The sequence below is a fragment of the Citrobacter sp. R56 genome (assembly GCF_016811995.1).
Classification (GTDB): Bacteria; Pseudomonadota; Gammaproteobacteria; order Enterobacterales; family Enterobacteriaceae; genus Citrobacter_D; species Citrobacter_D enshiensis.
Genome location: NZ_CP069159.1, coordinates 2,294,968 through 2,318,879 on the forward strand (window position 1 = coordinate 2,294,968; position 23,912 = coordinate 2,318,879).

Below are 23,912 nucleotides of genomic sequence, written 5' to 3' on the forward strand. Positions count from 1 at the left end.
CGCTCAGCCGGAACGTGCTGTCCGGCTTTTCGCCAATGCCCGGTAAACGTTGCGTCACCGGGCATCCAACACAAATTATCGCTGATCCGCTGTTGCTTCTTTGAGCGCAGCATCTTCTGAAACGCCCGGTGCATGACGGTGAATTTCCGCAACGCGGTTACGTACGCCAAACCAACCGGCAACCAGCATAATCGCAATCAACGGCAGGGAAGCGATGGTCCAGGTTCCGTTAGGATAGTCAAACGCCATCAACACCAGCACGCTAAGCAGGAACAGCAGGGTGAGCCAGGAGGTGAACGGCGCGCCCGGCATTTTGAAGCTGACGTCTGCCGCTTTACCTTCTTTAATCGCCTTACGCAGACGCATCTGGCAGACCACGATGAATCCCCACGACGCAATAATACCCAGCGATGCAAAGTTCAGCACGATCTCAAAGACCTGAGAAGGAACCAGATAATTAAGCAATACGCCGAAAATGTAGACGAACAGCGTCGCCAGAATTCCGGCATACGGCACCTGTTGACGGCTCATTTTCGCCATAAATTTAGGCGCAGAACCGCCCATCGACATCGAGCGCAAAATACGTCCGGTGCAGTACAGACCTGAATTGAGGCTGGAGAGCGCCGCGGTCAATACCACGATGTTCATGATGCTGCCGACATAAGGCACGCCCAGTTTTGAGAAAAAGGTCACGAACGGACTCTGGCCTGCCTGATAGGCGTTCCACGGCAGCAACAGCACCAGCAGTACCACCGATCCGACGTAGAACAGACCAATCCGCCAGATCACGCTGTTAATCGCTTTTGGCACCATGGTTTGCGGATCTTTGCATTCCCCGGCCGCTGTCCCCACCATCTCAACGGAGGCAAAAGCAAACACCACGCCTTGCACCAGCACCAGTGCTGGCAGCAGACCGTGCGGGAAGAATCCACCGTTATCGGTGATCAAATGAAACCCGGTAGTGTTGCCATCCAGCGGTTGGCCTGATCCTAAAAAGACGGTACCGACTACCAGAAAAACCACAATCGCCAGCACTTTGACCAGCGCAAACCAGAACTCCATCTCGGCAAACCACTTTACGCCGATCATGTTCATGGTGCCGACAATCGCCAGCGCGCCGAGGGCGAAGACCCACTGTGGAACATCCCCGAAAGCACCCCAGTAATGCATGTACAGCGCCACGGCGGTGATATCGACGATCCCGGTCATTGCCCAGTTGATGAAGTACATCCAGCCTGCGACAAAAGCCGCTTTTTCACCCAAAAATTCACGGGCATAGGAGACAAAGCTCCCACTGGTAGGGCGATGGAGCACCAGTTCGCCCAATGCACGAAGAATAAAAAACGAGAAAATACCACACACCAGATACACCAGCGCCAGCGCAGGACCAGCCATCTGTAAACGTGCGCCTGCGCCTAAAAAGAGGCCGGTGCCAATCGCGCCGCCAATGGCAATCATTTGAACCTGGCGGTTCCCCATCGCCTTGTGATACCCCTCCTCGTGGGTATTCAACCAGCGTCGTTTCGCAGCGTGTTGCTCAAGTGAGCTTGCGTTGTCTGTTTTCATTACGTTACCTGTTAGCCTGTCTGTCCGAAGGAACGCAGCTTGCCGTACCGCTGGCGACTCAAACGATTGCTTCGCTGCATGCCACTCATCTTTTCCCGTTATTCTGGGTAGGGATAAACATGGGTGGCGCAGCATCCTACCTGCTAATTTTTTTTGACGCAAAACCAATGCATAAGAATTCATGAAGTCAGAACAGGCAGGGGATGGCCTCGATTCAGCCAGTGGGTATTTTTGCGATAATGACCGCGGTTTTAGCCCGTATTCTCGGGCTGGAACCTGCAACTGACCAGGCTGTTCTACACTTAGCGTTTTACGCACGCTGGAGGCAGTATGATGACTGTTTATGGTGTACCCGGTTGGGGATCGGCAATCAGCGAGGTCATGCTGACCCTGGCTGAAATCCCGTATAAATTTGTCGATGTCACCGGTTTCGATGACGAGGGACCGCAACGCGATTTATTGAAAACACGTAATCCGCTGTGCCAGGTGCCGACGCTGGTACTGGAAAATGGCGACATCATGACGGAAACCGCAGCCATCGCGCTGATGATCCTCGATCGTCGTCCCGATCTCGCGCCCTCTATCCATCACCCGGAACGGCAACAGTTCCAGCGTCTGCTCATCTGGCTGGTGGCGAATGTGTATCCCACTTTTACCTATGCCGATTATCCTGAGCGCTGGACCACAGACGCGCCTTTGCAGCTGAAAACATCGTGCCTGGAACACCGCAAATCGCTCTATCTCTGGCTAAACGATCGGCTCATTGCCGAACCGTACGCCTTTGGCGAACAGCTCACGCTGCTGGATTGCTACCTGGGCGTGATGCGCAGTTGGGGGCCAGGCCATGACTGGTTTCAGGAACATACGCCGAACATTAGCGCGATTGCCGATGCGGTATGCCAGATACCGCAGCTGCGAACGGTGCTGAAAAACAATGAAATTATCTGAAAGTCATAAAAGCGGCACAGTGCTTTGCCGCTTTTACATTTCGAGGTAATAACAATTTTACCGACCTGTTCGTTGGCTGATCGTATTGACCAGATATAGGGAAAAGATGTCATTATTGATATTGGATTTCATTTGGTAGAACGGAAATCCCCCTGATCGGATGCAGGAAATCAGGGGTAAAATGATAAATCCAATTTTTCTCCCTGCCATTTTGAATGGATAAGAAATGTCTCCCAGGTTCGGGTTGCTGGAAAGACGTTTCGGCTCCAGTGTAGATCCCTGTATTTTGAAAAATAGCCATAGCTAACCGCATATTCTGTCATCCCGGTCAGTTCATCGACCAGACCGTTATTTTCGGCGAATGCCGGAAAGAGATGAAGCAACTCATCACGCCTAACAGCCGAACGATAAACTGCTTTTTTTCCTGTGACCTTGCTAAAGGTTTCAACCATTTCGCGTGGCGTCAGCATTTCCCCAATGACGGGAAGCGTCTGCCCGGCATAAGTTTCGCGGTTATCGAACATTTCCAGTACCGCTGGCCCGGTCGAGGTGAGCGGGTCGACAAAAGGGGCTCGAAACTCCTCAGGTAAATAGATAGGAAACACCAGATCTTCACCTTCCTGGCGCGGCTGATAATATTCAAGCAGATTGGTATAGAAAAAAGCCATTTGAATAAACGAACTACTCATCGGAAGGGTACGAATATATTCTTCGATTTTGCCTTTATCGGTAAAATGTGGAACCCATAATTTCCCTGATGTTATTTTTTCAACATTCTCCAGACTGCTAAAAACAACGTGTTCAACACCGGCGTTCAGCGCTGCATCTGCCAGTCGTTTTCCCAACGCCAGCTCAATGGTTTCTGTCCTTGTAGCATCAGGAACGACACCAGGCGTCATTAGGAAAACACCGGTTGCCCCATTAAATGCGGCGACGAGGGTATTCTCATGAGCCGATTCTACGTTCACCTCGCTAAGTTCGGCACCCAGTCGCTGCAGTTCCTGCGCTGCCGGGGATTGTGTGTTACGGGTTAAAGCCCGCACACGATAACGCTGGCTTTGTAGCAGGGTGCGTGTGACGCTGCGACCCTGTTTACTCAGTGCGCCGACAACGGCTATCAGCGGCTTGTTGTCTGACAACATTTTACTCTCCTGAGGGTTCTGAAAGGGAATGATTGCATTATGAAAACAGATAAGGGATAAGTGAAATCGATTAACTTTTGCCAAGGAATCCATTGAGTGGATACCAAAAAATTAGATCTGAACCTGTTGCTAACGCTGGAGGCGCTACTCGCCGAACTGAATGTGACCAAAGCCGCAGAACGATTGCATCTGAGTCAACCGGCAGTAAGCGCTCAGCTCAACCGGCTAAGGACTTTGTTTCGCGATCCGCTGCTGATCCCGGGGCGAAGAGGAATGATACCGACGGCAAAGGCGCTTGAGCTGATGGTTCCACTCAGCGAAGCGCTAGAAAAGATCCGCTTTACTCTCAATACACAAGACGAATTTACGCCAGAAGACTCCGCGTTGACGGCAACACTCTCTTGTACGGATTACATCCAGGTAGCGCTGATCAAGCCGCTCATTAATGTCCTTAGGGAGGTTGCTCCTGGGATACGCATCGCCATTCGCAATTACGATCCGCGACAGTCGGCATATCAACTGGTAGCAGGGCAAACGGATTTGGTTATTGCCACGCCGGAAACCGCCTATCCGTCTTTACGAACTCAGCATCTGTTTTATGAAACCTATGTGCTGGTCGGGAGTGCAGGGCATACCGCACTAAAGGAAAAACTGACTATGGAGGAATTTTGCCAACTTGAGCATATTATTGTTTCACCGGTTGGCGGTGGGTTTACCACCCCTGTTGACGAACTGCTTGCCGAATCGGGACTAAAGCGCAACATTGTGCTCTCTGCTGCCTCGTTCCTGTTTATTCCGGCGATGGTCGCGACCAGTCGTTTAGTTGCTCTGGTTCCCCGACGTTTTATGCAAGAATCGTTCAATCAACTCTCAGTCGTAGAAGTGCCATGGTTAAAAGAGCGTTTTGAAGTCAGCCTCATATGGCATGAGCGTAACCATGGGCATGTGGGCTATCGCTGGCTCAGAGAGCTGATTTTAAAACTCAGCAAAGATGAGAACATATCTTCACTTCCCTCACATAATGAATAAGGAGCCTGCTATGCCGCACGTCGATATCAAATGTTTTCCCCGCGAACTGAATGACGATGAGAAAACCGCACTGGCCAAGGACATTACCGCCGTTATCGTTCGTCACCTGCAAAGTAAAGAGAGTTCGGTGAGCGTGGCGCTAAACGAAATCCAACCCGCAGAGTGGAAAGCGGTCTGGGACGCGGAGATCGCCCCCCAGATGGATACACTGATCAAAAAACCGGGCTACAGCATGTAACCGGCTAGCGTGACCAACGATTCCGCCCGGCCTGTTTTGCCCGATACAGTGCGGCGTCGGCCTCTGCAATCGTCTGTTCAGCCGTTTTATCTTTCGCTGAACAGGCGATACCCTGACTTACCGTGACGTTGTCACTTACCGTTGACGCGGAGTGGGGGATTGCCGCTGTCTCCAGACCGGCTTTGATTCTGGCGGCCACCTGCTCAGCCTCCGGTAGCGACGCGCCAAACAGCACTACCGCAAACTCCTCGCCGCCGTAGCGCGCAACCACATCTTCCGGACTACGCACCGACTGCATCAACACTTCCGCCACCTGCGCCAGGCAGGCATCGCCTTTCGGGTGTCCGTAGGTATCGTTGTAGCGTTTAAAGAAATCGACGTCGAGCATCAGCAGTGTGAATGCGCTGTCATTGGCGGTAGCGCTGTGCAGCACATCCTCCAGCGCGCGTCGGTTTGCCGCGCCGGTCAGCGCGTCTCGGTGCGCGAGGGCGTCAAGGCGAGAAATGAGCACGTTGTTATGTTGGTTCTGATACCAGGCTTCATCGAACCAGCGAAGCAGGATGACGCGCCCGCCAAGCATAATCAGCGTGAAGATGACCCAAACGACCGCAAAGTGGGGATTGATCCCGTGGTTAAGCACAACGCTTGCCACCGGCACCGTGAACCACAGCGGTATCACGTAGGAAAGCAAAGTCGGGGTGTGAAAATAGAGCGCCACGACGGCACTGAGCAGCAAGATGGAACACAGTGGATAGGCAACCGGTAATTGCCACTGGTCGATGAACGAGTAGATGCACAAGGACCAGAGCAGGCTCAGCAGTACTAGCAAACCCTGATTCAGCCACGATTTTCGCCGTGGCGAGAAAATCAGGATGACGCTGATCAGCACAATTCCCATCACCGCGCTGTCGATGGACTGGAGGAGGCTTATCTTCGCCTGATACAGGGTATCCGCATCAGTAAACAGGGCGCGACGGAAAAGGATCATCAACGCAAAGCTGATGTTCACAAAAGCGAACCACGGCAGGCTGATCGCCATTCCGCGTTCAACCATATCTTCACGTTTGGCCCAGATGGTATAGGCAGGTTTTCTATTATTTGGCGTCATAAACTTCATACATACGTAAAACGGGCGGAAAGTCCCGCCCCCAGAGAGTGTGAATTAGGGTGTAATAACCGTGGAGCAGAATTCAACTTTATCCTTAACGTGAGGCGTTCATCCCGCCGTGACCCGTTTCCCGCTGGTGATAAAGGTTCCGGCGCCTAAATGGTGCAGGGTATTGAGCTTGTCGTCGTCAAATTGCCAGCGACCTTCCACAAAGGCGCGTTCGTCGGCAGAGGCCGAGACGACTTCGCCAAACAGTGTATCGTATTTCTCTTGCGCGGACGTCGCAGGCAACAACCGGCACTCCATCCAGGCCAGACATTTTTCTTCAATCATCGGCAATCCGAGCACCGGGCCTTTCACCACCGGGATCCCGTAGCAGTTGAATTTGTCTTCCACACGTCCTGAAACGCTGCCGACCGCATAGGTCCAGTTGGTGGCGGCCACTCCCGGAACCACAATGCCAAACATGCCGCTACGCTCAATCAGTTCGCGCGACCAGGTACTTTTGTCGACCACAATTGCGATACGGGGTGGCTCAAATTCGACCGGCATGGACCACGCCGCCGCCATGACGTTACGTCGTTCAGTGTGACTGTCCCGACAGGTGATCAGAATCGTCGGGCCATGATTTAACAGACGGCAAGCATGCGTTAACTCAACAGGGCGAAAATGGCTCATGGCAGTTCCTCAGAAAGATGAAAACGTAACGGGAATAGTATTGATATTAACGGGATTAGCGATTTTGTCGCCCCGTTGTCGCTATTCACCGCACAAAATCGCCTGTGCAACAATAAAAATACGTTATAAATACAGGACGCTATCAACAGGAACGCCTTATGACGCCTTTTTTACACGCTTATTTTTCCCGCCTGGGTTGGTCAGCCACGGCGGCGGTCAACATCGATACCCTGCGGGCGCTGCATTTAAATCACAACAGCGCCATCGTGTTTGAAAACCTTGATGTGTTGCTACCCCGCGAGATACAGCTTGACGATCAATCGCTGGAAGAAAAACTGATCGTTGCACGTCGTGGCGGATATTGTTTCGAACAGAATGGTGTTTTTGAACGGGCGTTACGTGAGATTGGATTTACCGTCCGCAGTTTGCTGGGAAGAGTGGTACTGGCGAATCCGGCAAGTATGCCGCCGCGCACGCATCGCCTGTTACTGGTTGAGTTAGAGGGCGAACAGTGGATCGGCGACGTGGGATTCGGTGGGCAAACGCTGACCGCGCCAATCCGGTTACAGGCCGATCTTGAACAAAAAACGCCTCACGGGGAATACCGTCTGGTCCAGGAAGGCGAAGAGTGGATTTTGCAGTTCCGCCATCACGATCACTGGCAACCCATGTACCGTTTCGATCTCGGCATTCAGCATCACAGCGATTATGTGATGGGTAACTTCTGGTCGGCGCACTGGCCGCAATCGCATTTCCGTCACCATCTGTTGATGTGTCGCCATCTGCCGGACGGCGGAAAACTGACGTTAACCAACTTTCACTTTACCCACTACCAGGATGGTCACGCGATAGAGCAGATCAATTTGCCCGATGTGGCCAGTCTGTACGCGCTGTTGCAGACGCGGTTTGGACTGGGCGTTGACGATGCGAAGCACGGTTTTACCGAGGCGGAACTGACGGCGGTGATGTCCGCCTTTGATACCCATCCGGAAGCAGGAAAATAATTGTGCAAGTCTCCGCCGAAGAGCCATGCCCTCCGGCGGATTGACCTGATGACGAGGACCTATGAAACACTCTGCATTGCCATTTTTTGCCGGTCAGCACCGCCAGGAGCGCCTCGGTGCCCGCACCGTATTCAGCCCCCTGCCGGTGATGACCAATGTGCCGCCGGTGCGCCGCGCCGACTGGCTGACCCAAAAGCACCTCCACTATATCGAACTGGGGGGGGCGGGTGGATCTCTCTTTCAAACACAAATTCTCTATTCGTTCTGGGTGCTCGGATTACTTCTCTTTGCTTCAGCTTTTTGGGGGCCGCCTGGTTCTGGTTTGAGTGACGGACAGGGGTGGGCCGGCGTTTGGGCCGGACATTATCAGGAGGTCTGGATTGGCCCGGACCAATGGGTGATGGAATTTAGTTGGATGAACTTGCTTGGTACAGTTCTATTACTAGGTATGGGGCCAGGTTTTGCTTTACTCCTAACGGTAAAAATGTTGTGGGAGCATCAGCAGCAGCTACGTCGGGTGTTGCCTTTTCGCTTTCACCGCCAGCGCCGCGAGGTGATGCTGTCGCGCTGGGACAAGCGCACCAGACGCACCGAGGTCCGGATTTTCCCCTGGGAAGATATGTGCGCCATGGTGGGAGAGGGCTCAGCCGTTTCGGTCAGCGGTGTCATGACCATGGCGAGCCTGTTTTTCGGTATCAACTCGGACGAGCGGCCCGGTTATTTCTGGTCCGGCATGAATGTCGGCACCCTCAGCAAGGAGGTGGGGGCCGGCGAGTGGGAGATGCTCCGCCGCTATATGGAAGAGGGCCCCGAGGCCATCGACGAGCCGGCCTCCGTCACCTTTGACGGCATGATTGAGGAGTTCTGCCGGGAACGGAAGATACCCCGCAGCGCCTTCTCCCCCCTGCGCCGGCTCTGGTGGGAACTCAACGGTACCCGCTTTGGCATATTACGCATCAATATCCAGAGCCGCTTGCAGCAGCGCTTTGCCGGGCGCTACTTCGCAGCCCATCCCGAGCTGGCAGCCTGGAGTGAGCCATTGCCACCCGAACAGTGGGCCAAACCGAGCGAGCGGCTGACCCGTTGCAACCAGCTGTTGGCCGAGCAGTACGCCCAGGGCCGGACCATCTTTACCGTGGGTGACGTGCGCGAACTGCTGGGGGAGGTTATCACGGCGGAGGAGGAACAGGTGTTGGCACCCTAGGCCGCAAGACGGCGTGGTCTTGCAAGCGCCCCCTCGGGCCGGTTGTGTCGCATTAAGGCAGTGTCAGGTAATCTGCTGTTTTCTTGATGCTACCTGATCATGTTGGCACTGTTGCAAAGTTTTATCGCAGAACATTTCCCTGGCACATTTTGTGGACCAATACGGGAGTTGGCACAATAACTTGTGGCTGCAATTCCCTATTTTCCGGGAGAATCAAACTTTGCAACAGTGCCGTTCAACGCTCCCTGGTCAGTCAGTACAAAAAATCATCTTAACGTACAATAATTTTCGATACCCAAACTAACCCCTTACAGGTCAATCGCCCATTCTGCGCTGAATAAGATCACTGCGGTGCCGGAGATCGTCACTTTTACTGGCTGATTATCGCGAATAGTGACGTTCACATCGACGACGCCATCGCGTCCCAGCGCGCGTCCCTGATGCCCCAGAACACGCAACGTGTTGCCGTCGTGCGCCATCACATTGTGATGAACCAACCATGCCCCCATCGGACCATTGGCGTTGCCTGTCACCGGATCTTCAACAATACCGATTGCTGGTGAGAACATGCGCCCATCGGTTTCATTTTTGCCAGGGCGGATCTGGAACGGAAAAAAGCCGTTGCAGCCAATCTGCTGGCTGATGGCCGTCAGTGCCACAAGATCGGGGGAAAGGGCGTCAATATCGACGCCGGGTTTCAGCGGGATCATCACTTTCGAATGTCCCGTTGTCGCCACCTGAATCGGCAGGCCGGGAAGAATATCGTCTTCACCAAGGTGGAATGCGCTGACGATGGCGGCGCGCGTTTCACCCTCAAGCGGCGGCTCAAAACCCGGCGTACCTTGTTCCAGCGTGATGCGATAGCCGTTGTCTTGCGCAAGGATATCGACCCGGTGACGTCCGGCGAGCGAGCTTTGCCAGACGGTACCATTCCCTAACCCAAGTACGGTGGCGCGAACATAATGCGCCGCAATGGTCGCATGGCCGCAAATCGGCACTTCAACCGTTGGCGTAAAATAACGAATGCGCACATCGCTCTCGTCGCTTTTTAAAACGAATGCCGTTTCACTGTGGCGGAGTTCGCGGGCGATAAGCTGCATTTGCGCTTCGCTGAGTCCATCAGCATGTAACACGACGCCCGCCGAGTTACCGCGAAACGGTTCGGAGGTGAAAGCATCAACATGATAAACCTGGGGTTTCATTCGGGTTCTCCTTAGGTCGGAGAACCATCATAACGCGCCAGCCGCCGGAGAGTGAAGGCTATCCGGCGGCACAGAGGATTAGCGACGCGAGCGGACAATCTGGTAGCGGCGCGTAAAGTATTCAAACGGTGCGCTCCAGACATGAACCAGACGGGTAAAGGGAAAGATCAGGAAGATGGTCATTCCCAGCACCAGATGCGCCCGGAAGACCAATGCCACACCGTCCAGATGCGCAGACGCTCCGCCCTGGAAGGTCACCACTGACTGCGCCCAACCGACCAGTTTCAGCATTTCGCTGCCGTCCGAGTGCTGGGCGGAAAAGGGGATCGAAATGAGGCCCAGGATGCACTGAAACAGCAGGATGCAGAGGATGAGAATATCGGCGGTAGAAGAGGTCGCGCGAATTCGGGAGTTGGTCAGACGGCGAACCAGCAAACCCGTACCGCCGACTAATGTCAGCACGCCACAGAGGCCGCCAGCAATCATTGCCATCTGCTGTTTCATCGCCATGGGCAGAAACCAGGCGTACATCCAGTGCGGGGTTAACATCCCGAACAGGTGCCCGAAGAAAATCCCCAGAATGCCGATATGGAACAGATTCGACCATAACACCATGCCCCGTTTGTCCAGCATTTGGCTGGAGGCGGCGCGCCAGGTGTACTGCCCGTAATCGTAGCGTAACCAACTGCCGAGGATAAACACCGTACCGCACAGGTAAGGGTAGATATCGTAAAAAAAGACGTTCAGGTACTGTATCATTTCGGACCTCCCGAACTGACGTCAACATACTGTGGCGCCACGTCCTGGCTAAAGCGGCGTTGATAATGTTGTAACGGTGAACTGTCACAGGCGGTGGCGTTATCTTCGATAAACTTCACCTGTTCTTCTTCCCACACCGCGTCCAGTGCCTGACGCGTGTCATCCCGCGTTTCACTGCTGACCTGCTTGGTGACACTGTCACTTGATAGCGGGCTGCCTGCCAGAGCAAGCAACGCGTCAAACAGGTGATACCACGGGGTTTCGCGCTGTTTTAAGCGCCCGCCCAGCAGGGCCAGAATAGGGGCGACATTCTGTAATCCTTCTTTGGCCTCGGCCTCCGGCAACACGCTCAGGTACTCCAGATAGAGGGGAAGATGGTCCGGCAATTCCCGGCAGTTAAGCTGCAGTCCGACCTTTTCATATTGCGCCAGCAGATCCACCATCGCCTGACCCCGATCACGGGACTCCGCATGGACATGCTCAAACAGCAGTAACGAGGTAGCGCGACCACGATCAAACACTTCGCACCATTGCGCCTGTTTCTCGAGCAAGGGCGCATTGAGAAGATCGGCCGCGAAGTCGCTCAGCATCGGCGCTTCATTGCGAACCAGCGCGAGGGCGTCGTCCCGACACTCCCAAAGAAATTCATCGGGATATTCCATCAGCAGCCCAATCACTTTGAGAATTTGCATTATTCGCCCTCCGCTTTATCGCGCACTTCCGTGACATCGATGGCGTCGATTCGACTGCTGTTAAACAGGTTGAATTTGGTGTCTGAGCCGTGACAGCCGTCGCCGAAGGTAAAGCCGCAGCCGTTTTTCTCCGGGAAGGCGTCGCGCGCCATCTCCCGGTGGCTGGTCGGGATCACAAAGCGGTCTTCATAGTTGGCAATGGCCAGATAGCGATACATCTCTTCAACTTGTTCAACGCTTAATCCCACTTCCTCAATCGCGCGGGTGTCCGTGACGCCTTCCACGGTTTGTGAGCGTTTGTAATGGCGCATCGCCATCATTCGTTTCAGGGCGCGCAGCACGGGACCGGTGTCGCCCGCGCTGAGCATATTGGCGAGATATTGCACCGGGATCCGCAAACTTTCGACGGCTGGCAGAATACTGTCGGTCTGCGGCAATCCGCCTGCATCGGCATACGACTGGATGGGCGACAACGGCGGGACGTACCAGACCATCGGCAGGGTGCGGTATTCCGGGTGCAGCGGCAGGGCCAGCTTCCAGTCCATCGCCATCTTGTAGACCGGCGAACGCTGGGCCGCCTCAATCACGTTGTGTGGAATTCCCTGTTTCAGCGCCTCTTCGATCACCGCCGGATCGTTCGGGTTCAAAAACACGTCGCACTGGCGCTCATAGAGGTCGGTTTCATGTTCGGTACTGGCCGCCTCTTCAATCTTGTCGGCATCGTAGAGCAACACGCCGAGATAACGGATGCGGCCCACGCAGGTTTCTGAACAGACGGTTGGCTGGCCCGATTCAATACGCGGATAACAGAAGATGCATTTTTCAGATTTGCCGCTCTTCCAGTTGAAGTAGATTTTTTTGTACGGACAGCCGCTGATGCACAGACGCCAGCCTCGGCATTTATCCTGGTCAATCAAGACAATGCCGTCTTCTTCACGTTTGTAAATCGCGCCGCTCGGGCAGGTCGCCACGCAGCTGGGGTTCAGGCAGTGTTCACATAAGCGCGGCAGATACATCATGAAAGTGTTTTCAAACTGACCGTACATCTCCTTCTGCATCTTGTCGAAGTTACGGTCGCGGGCGCGTTTTTCAAATTCCCCGCCTAGCAGCTCTTCCCAGTTTGGCCCCCAGATAATCTGGTCCATCCGTTTGCCGTCAATCAACGAACGCGGACGGGCAGTGGGCAGATTTTTGCCCTCAGGCGCGCTATGCAGGTGCTGGTAATCGTAGGTGAACGGCTCGTAGTAATCATCGATTTGCGGAATCACCGGGTTGGCGAAGATTTTCGTGATAACGCCCATTTTGCCGCCCAGACGCGGCCTGATCTTACCGTTAACGTCGCGAACCCAGCCTCCTTGCCACTCCTCCTGATCTTCCCAGTTCTTCGGATACCCGATACCCGGTTTAGTCTCAACGTTGTTAAACCACGCGTATTCCATGCCTTCACGCCCGGTCCAGACGTTTTTACAGGTCACCGAGCACGTGTGGCAGCCGATGCACTTATCAAGATTGAGGACCATGCCAACCTGCGAACGTATTTTCATTTTTTCGCCTCCTGTACCTGATCCCGACCTTCATCATCCAGCCAGTTAACATGTTTCATTTTGCGGATCATGATGAATTCATCGCGGTTCGAACCCACCGTGCCGTAGTAGTTAAAGCTGTACGCCAGTTGGGCATAGCCGCCAATCATGTGCGTCGGTTTCGGGCACACGCGCGTCACCGAGTTGTGGATGCCACCGCGCATACCGGTGATTTCCGAGCCTGGAATGTTCATGATGCGTTCCTGGGCGTGGTACATCATGGTCATCCCCGGCGGAACGCGCTGGCTCACCACCGCGCGGGCGGTGAGAGCGCCGTTGGCGTTGAAGGCTTCAATCCAGTCGTTGTCTTCAATACCCAACTCTTTGGCGTCGGTCTCGCTAAGCCAGACAATCGGCCCGCCGCGCGACAGCGTCAGCATCAGCAGGTTTTCGCTGTAGGTGGAGTGAATGCCCCATTTCTGGTGCGGCGTCAGGAAATTGAGCGCCTTTTCGGGGAAACCGTTAGGGGGGATCTCTCGCATCGCGCTGACGCTGCGGGTGTCAATAGGCGGTCGGTACGCCACCAGACTTTCGCCAAACGCGCGCATCCAGGCGTGATCCTGGTACAGCTGTTGGCGACCCGAGAGCGTGCGCCACGGGATCAACTCATGGACGTTGGTGTAACCGGCGTTGTAGGAGACATGTTCGCTTTCCAGACCGGACCAGGTCGGGCTGGAGATAATCTTACGCGGCTGGGCCTGGATATCACGAAAGCGGATTTTCTCGTCTTCTTTGTTGAGCGCCAGATGAGTATGTTCGCGACCGGTAATGACGCCTAACGCCTCCCAGGCTTTCACCGCCACCTGACCGTTGGTTTCCGGCGCCAGCGCCAGGATCACTTCTGAAGCATCGATGGCAGTGTCGATGAGCGGGCGACCTTTCGCCGGGCCATCCAGCTTGGTGTAGTTGAGCTTGCCGAGGAAATCGACCTCCGTCTGGGTGTTCCAGGAGATGCCTTTACCGCCGTTACCCAGCTTGTCCATCAGCGGTCCAAGTGAGGTAAAACGCTCATAAGTGGCCGGATAGTCACGCTCGAGCACCGCAATATTGGGCGCGGTTTTTCCGGGGATGAGGTCACATTCGCCTTTGCGCCAGTCCTGAATATCAAAGGGTTGTGACAGTTCTGCCGGAGAGTCGTGTTGCAGCGGTTGCAGTACGACATCCGTTTCCTTGCCAAGATGCCCGACGCACACCTCTGAGAACGATTTGGCGATCCCTTTGTAGATATCCCAGTCGCTTTTCGATTCCCAGGCCGGGTCGACGGCGGCCGATAACGGATGAATAAACGGATGCATATCCGAGGTATTCATGTCGTCTTTTTCATACCAGGTGGCGGTCGGCAGTACGATGTCGGAAAACAGACAGGTACTCGACATCCGGAAATCGAGCGTCACCAGCAGGTCAAGCTTGCCTTCAATCGCGGCGGACTGCCATTCAACCTCTTCAGGCTTGATCCCTTCGTTCGACCCTAACGCCTCGCCCTGAATACCGCTCTCGGTACCCAGCAGGTATTTGAGCATGTACTCGTGGCCTTTACCCGAGGAACCCAGCAGGTTTGAACGCCAGACGAAGAGATTGCGCGGATGGTTTTTCCCGCTGTCCGGCTGCTCACAGGCGAAACGAATTTCACCAGATTTGAGCGCCGCAACGGTGTACTCCGCAGGCGATAATCCGGCCTGATCCGCGTTGGCTTTCAGGGTTAATGGGTTGAGATTGAGCTGAGGCGCCGAAGGCAGCCAGCCCATGCGTTCTGCCCGGACGTTGAAATCGATCAGATGCCCGGTAAATTTCGAGGCGTCCGCCAGCGGCGAGAGCAATTCCTGCGCGGTCAGTTTTTCATAGCGCCACTGACTGGAGTGGTTATAGAAAAACGAGGTGCTGTTCATCTGGCGCGGCGGTCGGTTCCAGTCCAGCGCGAACGCCAGCGGCAGCCAGCCGGTTTGCGGACGCAGTTTCTCCTGCCCGACATAGTGCGCCCAGCCGCCGCCGCTTTGCCCGACGCAGCCGCAGAAGACCAGGATGTTGATCATTCCCCGGTAGTTCATGTCCATGTGATACCAGTGGTTCACACCGGCACCGAGAATAATCATCGAGCGTCCGTGGGTTTTGTGGGCGGTATCGGCAAATTCACGGGCGATCTGTTCGATATGACGGCGCGGCACGCCGGTGATGTGTTCGCCCCACGCAGGCGTATAGGCTTTGAGATCGGCGTACTCTTTTGCGGCGCAGTCATCATCAAGACCCCGATCCAGCCCGTAATTGGCCAGCACCAGATCGTAGACGCTGACCACCGGACGCACGCTGCCGTCGGCCAGCGTCAGGTGTTTTACCGGGAGCTGGCGAATGAGCACAGGTTCCTGCTTCACACTGCGAAAATGGGGGTTTTCATTACCGCCGAAATAGGGGAACGCCACGCCCGCCACGTCATCATGCTGACCCAGCAACGATAGAGACAGTTCCGTTTCGTTTCCGGCAGCCAGCGCTTCAAGGTTCCATTTGCCTTTCTCACCCCAGCGAAAGCCAATCGAACCGTTCGGCGCCACCAGTTCTCCCGCGCTATTAAAGGCGACCGTTTTCCATTCTGGATTATTGCTCTCGCCCAGACCGTCCACCAGGTCGGAGGCGCGCATCATCCGCCCGGGAACGTAACTGCCGTCGTCACGCGCATCCAGCAGAACCAGCATCGGCATATCGGTGTAGCGACGACAGTAGTTGATAAAGTAGTCGCTCGGGTTGTCGAGATGGAACTCCTTCAGGATCACATGGCCCATCGCCATGGCCAGCGCGCTGTCGGTACCTTGCTTCGGCGACAGCCACTGGTCGCACAGTTTGGCGACTTCTGAATAATCGGGCGTGATGGCGATGGTTTTGGTGCCTTTGTAACGCACTTCGGTAAAGAAGTGGGCGTCCGGGGTACGCGTCTGCGGCACGTTAGAACCCCAGGCGATAATGTAGCTGGAGTTGTACCAGTCGGCCGATTCCGGGACGTCCGTTTGCTCGCCCCAGGTCATCGGTGATGCCGGGGGTAAATCGCAGTACCAGTCATAAAAACTCAGACAGGTGCCGCCGAGCAGCGACAGGTAGCGGGTGCCCGCAGCGTAGGAGACCATCGACATGGCCGGGATCGGCGAGAAACCGACGACGCGATCGGGACCGTAGGTTTTGACCGTCCAGACGTTGGCGGCGGCGATCAACTGATTGAGTTCTTTCCAGTTTGAGCGAATAAATCCGCCGCGTCCGCGCACCTGTTTGTAGCTCTGGCACTTTTGCGGGTCGTTCATGATCGATTCCCAGGCCAGAACCGGATCGGGCTGGCGGGAGAGGGCGTCGCGCCAGAGTTCGATCAACCGTTTGCGCACCAGCGGATATTTGAGTCGGTTAGCGCTGTATAAATACCAGGAGTAGCTGGCGCCGCGTGGGCAGCCACGCGGTTCGTGATTGGGCAGATCCGGGCGCGTGCGCGGATAGTCGGTTTGTTGTGTTTCCCAGGTCACCAGGCCATTTTTGACGTAGATTTTCCAGCTGCACGAGCCAGTACAGTTAACCCCGTGAGTCGAGCGCACGATTTTGTCGAACTGCCAGCGTTGGCGATAGCTGTCCTCCCAATCCCGGTTGGTATGCATAACCTGACCGTGTCCTTCAGCGAAGGTTTCACCTTTTTGCTTAAAGTAACGGAAGCGATCCAGCAGTTTGCTCATGACATGTCTCCTGCTCCGATAATGTGTCAGGCATGTAGGCCGGATAAGGCCTTGTGCCGCCATCCGGCATTATTTCAACGCCTGATGGCGACGCTAACGCGTCTTATCAGGCCTACATGAATATGTTTGTTATTTTTTTTGTGATTTACGGCCGTAGACCAGCCAGGTCACCAGCACGCAGACGATGTAAAACACTAAGAATATTTTCATTGCGCCAACCGGAGAGCCGGTCAGCGCCAGAGATGAACCAAACGCTTTCGGGATGAAGAAACCGCCCACCGCGCCGATAGCGGAGATAAACCCAAGCGCGGCGGCAGTATCCGTCACCGCTTCACGCTGAGCCTGTTCTTCCGTCCCGCCGTGCAGCTTCACCCGATAAATCGTAATTTTGCGAAAGATCACCGCAATCATCTGGAAGGTCGAGCCGCTTCCCAGCCCTGCGGTCAGGAAAAGCCCCATGAACACCAGATAAAAGGCGGTAAAACTGCCGGAACCCGAACCCGGCAAGGTGAGAAACAGCAGCGCGCTAAACAAGGCCATAAAAATGAAGTTAATCAGCGTCACGCGCACGCCGCCGAACTTATCGGAAATAACGCCGCCAGCAGAGCGTGCCAGCGCGCCGATAAACGGGCCAAAAAAGGCCAGTTTCAGGATGTTCACATCGGGAAATTGTGTTTTCGCCAGCATGGCGAATCCGGCGGAAAAGCCGATAAACGATCCAAACGTGGCGAGGTACAGCAGGCTTAACAACCAGAGATGAAAACGTTTGAGTACCGGCAGTTGCGCAGCGATAGAGGATTTTGAGCTGGAAATATCATTCATTCCCAACCCGGCCGCAATGGTGGCGGCAATCAGCAACGGAACCCAAATCCAGGTGGCATTCGCCAGCGACAACAACGACCCGTCGGCTTGTGGGACGCCTTGCACGCCGAGGAACGTGAAGATGGGCAGAAAAATCACCAGCGGCGCGACCATCTGCATCACGCTGACGCCGAGGTTGCCTAAACCGCCGTTAATCCCCAGGGCGCTGCCTTGCTTCGATTTGGGGAAGAAAAAACTGATATTGCCCATACTCGAGGCAAAGTTGGCACCCGCAAAACCGCACAGCAACGCGATAACAATAAATACCCCATAGGGAGTAGCGGGGTTTTGCACCGCAAAACCGAGCCACAGGCAAGGAATAATCAGAATCACAGTGCTAAAAATCGTCCAGCGACGCCCGCCAAATATGGGCACCATAAAGGAGTAGGGAACGCGTAATATGGCGCCGGAAAGGGAAGGTAATGCGGTTAATAAAAAGAGTTGATCGGTGGTGAAATTAAAGCCTACTTTATTCAAATTAACGGCGACGGCGCTAAACAACATCCAGACGCAGAAGGCGAGCAGCAGGCAAGGGACTGATATCCAGAGGTTTCTTCTGGCGATATGCTTACCTTTGTTTTCCCAGTAAGCGGGGTTTTCAGGCTTCCAGTCATTTAAAAGATAACGATTTTTTTTCTCATTTTGTGGTGCCATATTACCCTCACATGCCCGCGTCGTTCATGAAAAAGAAATAATAAGAGGCTGAGCCGCAATGGCTCTTTTTAGAAATTATTGGCTTTTTTTGAGAATATTGTTTGAAAGGATAGATAAGAAAGCGTGGCCACGTGATGTGAAGGGGGAATAACAGGTTGCTTAAGTGTTACCAAATGTAAATTTGGAAGGTGTATTATTCATCCATATTTAACGTCAGATATACAGCTCCCGTGAAATCATGTGATCGAGATGCCGCTCAAAGGCAGGATCGGCCATTTCCGTCATGCCAAGCGCGTACATACCGTCCAGACCACACACCAGCGCAATGAAACGCCAGGCGATGTCCTCCGCCGCGCCGTCGGTAAAGGTGAACTCACCGGCCTCACGACCTTGCTCGATCAGTCGCGCGGTATCTTCGTGCCACATCTTCATCGTCAGCAGATACGCATTTTTGATTTCAGGATCTTTGTCCGCCAGGATTTGCGCTTCCCGCCAGAGTTTAATGTACGGCTCAAAACCGCCGTCGTGGCTGCCCAGCATGGCATGAAGGCGCATGCGCCAGGTGGCGTTCTCCGGTGCGATGTTGGTATCCAGCAGAGTACGAATCAGACGAATAAACGCCTGCGATTTCAGTTCACCCGCATTGCTGAAATGGTGGTGAAGTTGCCCGGTCGCCACGCTGGCTTCTGTCGCAATACGTCTTACCGTCATGGCATTAAAGCCTTCCTGTAACGCAACGCGCATGGCTGCCTGCAAAATCACTTCGCGACGTTCATCCCGATTTAAATAGCTCATACGCCCCTCACTTTGGTTACCGTGACGGCAGTGTAACAAAAAGCTGGACATGCGTTCAACTTTCCGTAGGATCGCCAGACTTGGACGTGTGTCCAGGTTTGTTTTTAGCGGGAGTTTTATGTTTCGTCAGTGGTTAACGTTAGTGATTATTGTGCTGGTCTACATCCCTGTTGCGATTGACGCAACGGTGCTGCATGTTGCCGCCCCCACGCTGAGTATGACGTTGGGCGCCAGTGGCAACGAGCTGCTGTGGATCATTGATATTTATTCTCTGGTGATGGCCGGGATGGTCCTACCGATGGGCGCGCTGGGCGACCGCATAGGTTTTAAACGTCTACTGTTGCTGGGCGGGAGCCTGTTTGGTCTGGCCTCGCTGGCTGCTGCGTTTGCTCATAGCGCCAGTCTGCTGATTGCAACACGGGCGCTGCTGGCGATCGGTGCTGCAATGATTGTCCCTGCGACGCTGGCGGGGATCCGCGCCACCTTCTCTGAAGCGCGTCATCGCAATATGGCGCTGGGTGTGTGGGCCGCCGTTGGATCGGGGGGCGCGGCGTTCGGTCCCCTGGTCGGCGGTATGTTGCTGGAGCATTTCTACTGGGGCTCGGTATTTCTGATCAACGTCCCGATTGTCTTACTGGTGATGGGACTGACGGCGCGCTTTGTTCCGCCACAGGCAGGACGTCGCGATCAATCGCTCAACCTGGTGCACGCGATCATGCTGATCATCGCTATTTTACTGTTGGTCTATAGCGCAAAGACAGCGCTAAAAGGACATCTCGCCGTCGGGGTGATTGCGTTGACATTACTGGTGGGAGCGCTGTTACTGGCCGCGTTTGTGCGCATCCAGTTGGCGGCTTCGCGCCCGATGATCGACATGCGTCTTTTTACCCACCGCATCATCCTGAGCGGCGTGGTGATGGCGATGACCGCCATGATCACGTTGGTGGGATTTGAACTGCTGATGGCGCAGGAGCTGCAGTTTGTTCACGGTTTAACGCCGTATCAGGCGGGGCTGTTTATGTTGCCCGTGATGGTGGCCAGCGGATTCAGCGGTCCGATTGCCGGCATGCTGGTTTCACGACTGGGGTTGCGTTGGGTGGCGACGGGCGGGATGGCGCTCAGCGCGTTGAGTTTCTATGGTCTGGCGCTGACCGATTTCAGTAGCCAACAGTGGCAAGCCTGGGGGCTGATGGCATTGCTGGGATTCAGCGCTGCCAGTGCGCTTCTCGCGTCAACGGCGGCCATTATGGCGGCGGCACCGGCAGAAAAAGCCGCTGCAGCGGGCGCCATTGAAACGATGGCCTATGAGCTGGGCGCAGGGTTAGGTATCGCCATCTTCGGTTTACTGCTGAGCAGGAGTTTTTCGGCGTCTGTCATGCTGCCGGACGGGTTAAGCGAGCAGGAGATAGAACGCGCGTCGTCATCAATGGGTGAGGCGGTACAACTTGCCCATACACTCTCACCGAATCTTGGCGAAGCGGTTCTTGGGGCGGCCAGACAGGCGTTCACCTGGTCGCACAGTGTGGCGTTAAGCAGCGCCGGAAGTCTGTTGATCCTGCTGGCACTCGGGATGTGGTTCAGTCTCGCCCGCATAAAACAGCATTAATTTAGTGGGCTAACTGGCAAGGGTAATCCATCTCCTCAACTTCCTTACCGCTCAGGCGGGCGTATTGCCCCGTGAGCCGCCAGAAAGCGGGTTGCGTTTCGGTGTAGATTTCGGCGGCCAGGATCAGGCGACGGCGATCGACCTCGTTAAGCTCCAGTAATGTCCACGGAATAAAGTAGCGCTCACTGTCGGTCAACGTAAACCACAGTGGGCATCCGCAACCGGAACAGAAAAAACGTTCTCCACGTGTTGAAGAGGGAAAGTGCGAAGGTTCTGATGACTCTGGCGACATCAGCGGTTGACCGCTGGCTTCCAGATACATGGCAATACCACCTGACCATTTCTGGCACAACGTGCAGTGGCAGGCATAAACATCAAGCATTTCGACGTTAACGGTAAAATGACTTTGTCCGCAAAGACAACGACCTGTGAACGTCTGCACGGCATACTCCTTATGACCGAGTCTGGATCAAGAGAAAAAGCCAGCCCATCATGGGCTGGCTTTGATTTCACGCTACAACAAAATTAGAACTGGTAGGTCAGACCTACAGCCACAACGTTGTCAGTGCTTACACCAGCATCACGAGTGAAGTTGTTGTCATCCAGCAGGTTGATTTTGTAATCAACGAAGGTAGACATGTTTTTGTTGAAGTAGTAGGTCGCGCCCAGGTCAACGTATTCAACCAGATCCTGGTCGCCATAACGGCCGATGTCTTTACCTTTGGATTTCAGGTAAGCGACGGACGGACGCAGACCGAAGTCGAACTGATACTGAGCCACCGCTTCAAAGTTTTGTGCTTTGTCGGCGATACCGTTAATAGTTTTACCGTCGACTTTGCCACCGTAGGTAGTCATATTACGGGTTTCAGAGTAGGTAGTTGCCAGGTAGATGTTGTTCGCATCGTATTTCAGACCGGCAGCCCAAACTTCAGCATTGTCGCCGTCAGCGGTGAACACGCCGTTACCGCGATTGTTCTGAAGGTCGGTACGGTCAGATTTCGCATAGGTCGCACCGATGCCGAAGCCTTCGTACTCATAGGTAGTGGACAGACCAAAACCGTCGCCGTTAGCTTCTTTGATATCGCTACGGTCGTTTTTGCCCTGGTACTGAGCGGCAAAGTTCAGACCTTCAACCAGACCAAAGAAGTCGGTATTACGGTAGGTTGCAACGCCAGTAGTACGGCCGGTCATGAACACGTCAGTCTGGGTCCAGGTATCACCACCGAACTCAGGCAGAACGTCGGTCCATGCGCCGATGTCGTACGCTACGCCGTAGTTACGGCCATAGTCGAAAGAACCGTATTCTGCGAATTTCAGACCAGCGAATGCCAGACGAGTTTTGTCGCCTTCGGAACCCTGATCTTCAGTACGGTTGCCTTTAAATTCATATTCCCACTGACCAAAACCAACCAGTTGGTCATTGATCTGCGTTTCGCCTTTGAAGCCGGTACGCACGTAAGTTTTGTCACCATCACTCTTGGTGTCATCAGAGAAATAATGCTGAGCGTGTACTTTACCGTACAGATCCAGTTTGTTGCCGTCTTTGTTATATATCTCTGCTGCGTTTACAGCACCTGCTGCCAACAGGGAAGTCACTGCCACTGCAACTAATTTAAGTTTCATGCTCAATAATCCTTATAATTTTCTTAGTGTGTTTCCTAAACCATTTCTAAACGAACCCGTCAGTCAATGGCAGACCATTTTTAAATTACGCAGTGGTATAAGTTCAATAATAAGTTTCATAATATTACTGAATATTTACAGTTATGTGATCTAGATCTACATAATAGGGATGAAAAATTTAGTTTAAATTAGGAACTTACTGCATAGATATATTTACGAGAGGGACTATATCTGTATTTATTGTTTGATATTCGTTAGTTGCCACGACTAACTATATGCATGAATACAGTTTCCTTTGAGCATAAAATGCTGAGTGTTATCAAAATATAATCATATTGATAACATATTTAACACAAAAGAAAATGGTTGCATACAATTTGTTCATGTGACGCCAAAATGAACAGCTGGCATGGTATTAACGGTATGGCAGTATAACGGTGAAAAAGCAAATAAGAATTTTCTGCGCGTGGAATATCCACGTAATAACTGCCAGATAAGAATTTGTAACAGGAAATAGACTGCCGGGTCGTTTTTCATCCAGCAGACGATATTAAGACCTGATGGTTGGCGTCAGGCACGCCGTGTTGCCAGCCAGCAGAGCAGCGAACCGACACACACCATAATAGCACCTTGCCAGAACGAAAATGAGAGGGGAGCGCTTAAAAGAACCGCAGCCAGCGCAGACGACATCACGGGGGTGAAATAAGAACCCACGGCCATGATAGTGACATTTCCGTGCAAAATTCCAACATTCCACGCCGCGTAAGCAAAACCTAACGTTAATGCCGCCGAAAATAACTTGATGGTGACGGGAAGGGTGAAATGCATTTCAGGCTGTGGCGTCAGTAAATAGTAGACCCATAAACTTGCGGCAGTGAGCAAAACAAAGACAGTGATTCCGTTAAATCCCCGGGCATATTTGTTGGTGACTGTACAATATGTCGCCCAGATAAATGCCCCCAGAAAGGCGAGAAAATAGCTTAACGGGTTGGTAGCAACGTTGCTGATTATTTCGCCAGGGTTGAGTCCATTTTCACCGCCTAATACCCAACAGACACCGGTCAACGCCACAATTAATCCAGGAATAATCAGCCAGGTTGTTTTTTGTCCATTAAACAATATGGCAAAAAGAATCGTCAGGCTGGGCCATAAATAGTTGACCATGCCGACCTCAATAGCCTGATGTCGCGTCACCGCATAACCCAGCGACAGCGCCAGGCATATTTCGTAAGTAACGAACAGGAAACTGCCAGCGATTAAATAACGAACAGGAAAGTGACGAATATTAGGAAAGCCGACCGTAAAAATAAGCAACAGTCCACTTAATGAATAGATCATTGCGGCGCCGCCCACCGGCCCAAGTCCTTCACTCACGCCACGAATCAACCCCACCATGGTGCTCCAGAGCACGATGGCAATCAGTCCAATTAGCGTTGCTTTTTTTCTCGTCATTCTGTTCGTCTGTCCTCGTTCCTTTTCATTAAAGAAGCTGAAATTTATAGCACTTTTAAACAGTCGGCGT

The 23,912-nt window shown here is 53.7% G+C and carries 20 protein-coding genes; 6 read left to right on the top strand and 14 right to left on the bottom strand.

The genetic code is table 11. The annotated features are described in order from the left end of the window. Positions 1–75 precede the first annotated feature (75 nt). On the bottom strand, positions 76–1,566 hold the full coding sequence (ansP, locus tag JM656_RS10915; RefSeq protein WP_203361160.1) for an L-asparagine permease: 1,491 nt from the start codon (positions 1,564–1,566) through the stop codon (positions 76–78). Between the two features lie 330 nt (positions 1,567–1,896). Between ansP and JM656_RS10920 the strand changes: the two genes are divergently transcribed. Beyond that, positions 1,897–2,514, top strand: coding sequence for a glutathione S-transferase family protein (locus tag JM656_RS10920; RefSeq protein ID WP_203361161.1), 618 nt, complete (start codon positions 1,897–1,899; stop codon positions 2,512–2,514). A 170-nt stretch (positions 2,515–2,684) separates the two neighbouring features. On the opposite strand, the gene JM656_RS10925 is transcribed toward JM656_RS10920, so the two are convergent. After that, positions 2,685–3,656, bottom strand: coding sequence for an NmrA/HSCARG family protein (locus tag JM656_RS10925; RefSeq protein ID WP_203361162.1), 972 nt, complete (start codon positions 3,654–3,656; stop codon positions 2,685–2,687). Between the two features lie 96 nt (positions 3,657–3,752). On the opposite strand from JM656_RS10925, the gene JM656_RS10930 reads away from it, so the two are divergent. Together JM656_RS10930 and pptA are read left to right on the top strand one after the other, a co-directional pair. Further along, positions 3,753–4,685 (top strand): LysR family transcriptional regulator, encoded by a 933-nt coding sequence (locus JM656_RS10930; RefSeq protein WP_203361163.1) that lies wholly within the window; start codon positions 3,753–3,755, stop codon positions 4,683–4,685. Between the two features lie 10 nt (positions 4,686–4,695). Then, positions 4,696–4,923: a tautomerase PptA gene (gene pptA, locus JM656_RS10935; RefSeq protein ID WP_203361164.1), complete on the top strand. Its 228-nt coding sequence runs from the start codon at positions 4,696–4,698 to the stop codon at positions 4,921–4,923. Positions 4,924–4,927: 4 nt separating this feature from the next. On the opposite strand, the gene JM656_RS10940 is transcribed toward pptA, so the two are convergent. Both JM656_RS10940 and JM656_RS10945 read right to left on the bottom strand, forming a co-directional pair. Further along, on the bottom strand, positions 4,928–5,977 hold the full coding sequence (locus JM656_RS10940; protein ID WP_203361273.1) for a GGDEF domain-containing protein: 1,050 nt from the start codon (positions 5,975–5,977) through the stop codon (positions 4,928–4,930). A 162-nt stretch (positions 5,978–6,139) separates the two neighbouring features. Further along, on the bottom strand, positions 6,140–6,709 hold the full coding sequence (locus JM656_RS10945; protein WP_203361165.1) for a flavin reductase family protein: 570 nt from the start codon (positions 6,707–6,709) through the stop codon (positions 6,140–6,142). A gap of 158 nt (positions 6,710–6,867) precedes the next feature. Here JM656_RS10945 and nhoA point away from each other — a divergent pair, with 158 nt between their 5' ends. Further along, a complete protein-coding gene (gene nhoA, locus JM656_RS10950) occupies positions 6,868–7,713 on the top strand; it encodes an N-hydroxyarylamine O-acetyltransferase (RefSeq protein WP_203361166.1) in 846 nt (281 codons plus the stop codon). 61 nt (positions 7,714–7,774) lie between these two features. After that, entirely contained in the window at positions 7,775–8,917 is a 1,143-nt protein-coding gene (locus JM656_RS10955; RefSeq protein WP_203361167.1) for a hypothetical protein, read from the top strand. A 308-nt stretch (positions 8,918–9,225) separates the two neighbouring features. On the opposite strand, the gene JM656_RS10960 is transcribed toward JM656_RS10955, so the two are convergent. The 7 genes from JM656_RS10960 to JM656_RS10990 all read right to left on the bottom strand — a co-directional run bounded on the left by JM656_RS10960 (position 9,226) and on the right by JM656_RS10990 (position 19,161). Next, positions 9,226–10,119: a PhzF family isomerase gene (locus JM656_RS10960; RefSeq protein WP_203361168.1), complete on the bottom strand. Its 894-nt coding sequence runs from the start codon at positions 10,117–10,119 to the stop codon at positions 9,226–9,228. Between the two features lie 78 nt (positions 10,120–10,197). Beyond that, positions 10,198–10,878 carry a respiratory nitrate reductase subunit gamma gene (narI, locus tag JM656_RS10965; RefSeq protein WP_203361169.1) on the bottom strand — a complete coding sequence of 227 codons (681 nt, stop codon included), beginning with the start codon at positions 10,876–10,878 and terminating at the stop codon, positions 10,198–10,200. Beyond that, positions 10,875–11,570, bottom strand: coding sequence for a nitrate reductase molybdenum cofactor assembly chaperone (gene narW, locus JM656_RS10970; protein WP_203361170.1), 696 nt, complete (start codon positions 11,568–11,570; stop codon positions 10,875–10,877). The genes narI and narW overlap by 4 nt, the downstream gene beginning before the upstream one ends. Continuing rightward, the gene (gene narH / locus JM656_RS10975) at positions 11,570–13,114 is read right to left on the bottom strand and encodes a nitrate reductase subunit beta (protein WP_203361171.1); all 1,545 of its coding nucleotides are present in this window, start codon (positions 13,112–13,114) and stop codon (positions 11,570–11,572) included. Before narH ends, narW begins: the two co-directional genes overlap by 1 nt. Next, positions 13,111–16,851 (bottom strand): nitrate reductase subunit alpha, encoded by a 3,741-nt coding sequence (locus JM656_RS10980; protein ID WP_203361172.1) that lies wholly within the window; start codon positions 16,849–16,851, stop codon positions 13,111–13,113. The genes narH and JM656_RS10980 overlap by 4 nt, the downstream gene beginning before the upstream one ends. Positions 16,852–16,980: 129 nt before the next feature. Further along, positions 16,981–18,366, bottom strand: coding sequence for a NarK family nitrate/nitrite MFS transporter (locus JM656_RS10985; RefSeq protein WP_203361173.1), 1,386 nt, complete (start codon positions 18,364–18,366; stop codon positions 16,981–16,983). Positions 18,367–18,579: 213 nt separating this feature from the next. Continuing rightward, positions 18,580–19,161: a TetR family transcriptional regulator gene (locus tag JM656_RS10990; RefSeq protein ID WP_203361174.1), complete on the bottom strand. Its 582-nt coding sequence runs from the start codon at positions 19,159–19,161 to the stop codon at positions 18,580–18,582. 118 nt (positions 19,162–19,279) lie between these two features. On the opposite strand from JM656_RS10990, the gene JM656_RS10995 reads away from it, so the two are divergent. Further along, entirely contained in the window at positions 19,280–20,767 is a 1,488-nt protein-coding gene (locus JM656_RS10995; RefSeq protein WP_203361175.1) for an MFS transporter, read from the top strand. Between the two features lies 1 nt (position 20,768). Here the strand turns inward: JM656_RS10995 and JM656_RS11000 are convergent, their stop codons facing one another. The 3 genes from JM656_RS11000 to yddG form a co-directional block, all read right to left on the bottom strand. Continuing rightward, entirely contained in the window at positions 20,769–21,149 is a 381-nt protein-coding gene (locus JM656_RS11000) for a GFA family protein (protein ID WP_203361274.1), read from the bottom strand. Positions 21,150–21,292: 143 nt separating this feature from the next. Then, positions 21,293–22,390, bottom strand: coding sequence for a porin OmpC (gene ompC, locus JM656_RS11005; protein WP_203361176.1), 1,098 nt, complete (start codon positions 22,388–22,390; stop codon positions 21,293–21,295). A gap of 570 nt (positions 22,391–22,960) precedes the next feature. Continuing rightward, on the bottom strand, positions 22,961–23,842 hold the full coding sequence (gene yddG, locus JM656_RS11010; protein ID WP_203361177.1) for an aromatic amino acid efflux DMT transporter YddG: 882 nt from the start codon (positions 23,840–23,842) through the stop codon (positions 22,961–22,963). Positions 23,843–23,912: the final 70 nt, after the last annotated feature.

Coding starts and splice junctions, on each gene's coding strand:
- ansP (WP_203361160.1), bottom strand. CDS start 1,566: ATGAAAACAGACAACGCAAGCTCACTTGAGCAACACGCTGCGAAACGA.
- JM656_RS10920 (WP_203361161.1), top strand. CDS start 1,897: ATGATGACTGTTTATGGTGTACCCGGTTGGGGATCGGCAATCAGCGAG.
- JM656_RS10925 (WP_203361162.1), bottom strand. CDS start 3,656: ATGTTGTCAGACAACAAGCCGCTGATAGCCGTTGTCGGCGCACTGAGT.
- pptA (WP_203361164.1), top strand. CDS start 4,696: ATGCCGCACGTCGATATCAAATGTTTTCCCCGCGAACTGAATGACGAT.
- JM656_RS10940 (WP_203361273.1), bottom strand. CDS start 5,977: ATGGTTGAACGCGGAATGGCGATCAGCCTGCCGTGGTTCGCTTTTGTG.
- JM656_RS10945 (WP_203361165.1), bottom strand. CDS start 6,709: ATGAGCCATTTTCGCCCTGTTGAGTTAACGCATGCTTGCCGTCTGTTA.
- nhoA (WP_203361166.1), top strand. CDS start 6,868: ATGACGCCTTTTTTACACGCTTATTTTTCCCGCCTGGGTTGGTCAGCC.
- JM656_RS10955 (WP_203361167.1), top strand. CDS start 7,775: ATGAAACACTCTGCATTGCCATTTTTTGCCGGTCAGCACCGCCAGGAG.
- JM656_RS10960 (WP_203361168.1), bottom strand. CDS start 10,119: ATGAAACCCCAGGTTTATCATGTTGATGCTTTCACCTCCGAACCGTTT.
- narI (WP_203361169.1), bottom strand. CDS start 10,878: ATGATACAGTACCTGAACGTCTTTTTTTACGATATCTACCCTTACCTG.
- narW (WP_203361170.1), bottom strand. CDS start 11,570: ATGCAAATTCTCAAAGTGATTGGGCTGCTGATGGAATATCCCGATGAA.
- narH (WP_203361171.1), bottom strand. CDS start 13,114: ATGAAAATACGTTCGCAGGTTGGCATGGTCCTCAATCTTGATAAGTGC.
- JM656_RS10980 (WP_203361172.1), bottom strand. CDS start 16,851: ATGAGCAAACTGCTGGATCGCTTCCGTTACTTTAAGCAAAAAGGTGAA.
- JM656_RS10985 (WP_203361173.1), bottom strand. CDS start 18,366: ATGGCACCACAAAATGAGAAAAAAAATCGTTATCTTTTAAATGACTGG.
- JM656_RS10990 (WP_203361174.1), bottom strand. CDS start 19,161: ATGAGCTATTTAAATCGGGATGAACGTCGCGAAGTGATTTTGCAGGCA.
- JM656_RS10995 (WP_203361175.1), top strand. CDS start 19,280: ATGTTTCGTCAGTGGTTAACGTTAGTGATTATTGTGCTGGTCTACATC.
- JM656_RS11000 (WP_203361274.1), bottom strand. CDS start 21,149: ATGCTTGATGTTTATGCCTGCCACTGCACGTTGTGCCAGAAATGGTCA.
- ompC (WP_203361176.1), bottom strand. CDS start 22,390: ATGAAACTTAAATTAGTTGCAGTGGCAGTGACTTCCCTGTTGGCAGCA.
- yddG (WP_203361177.1), bottom strand. CDS start 23,842: ATGACGAGAAAAAAAGCAACGCTAATTGGACTGATTGCCATCGTGCTC.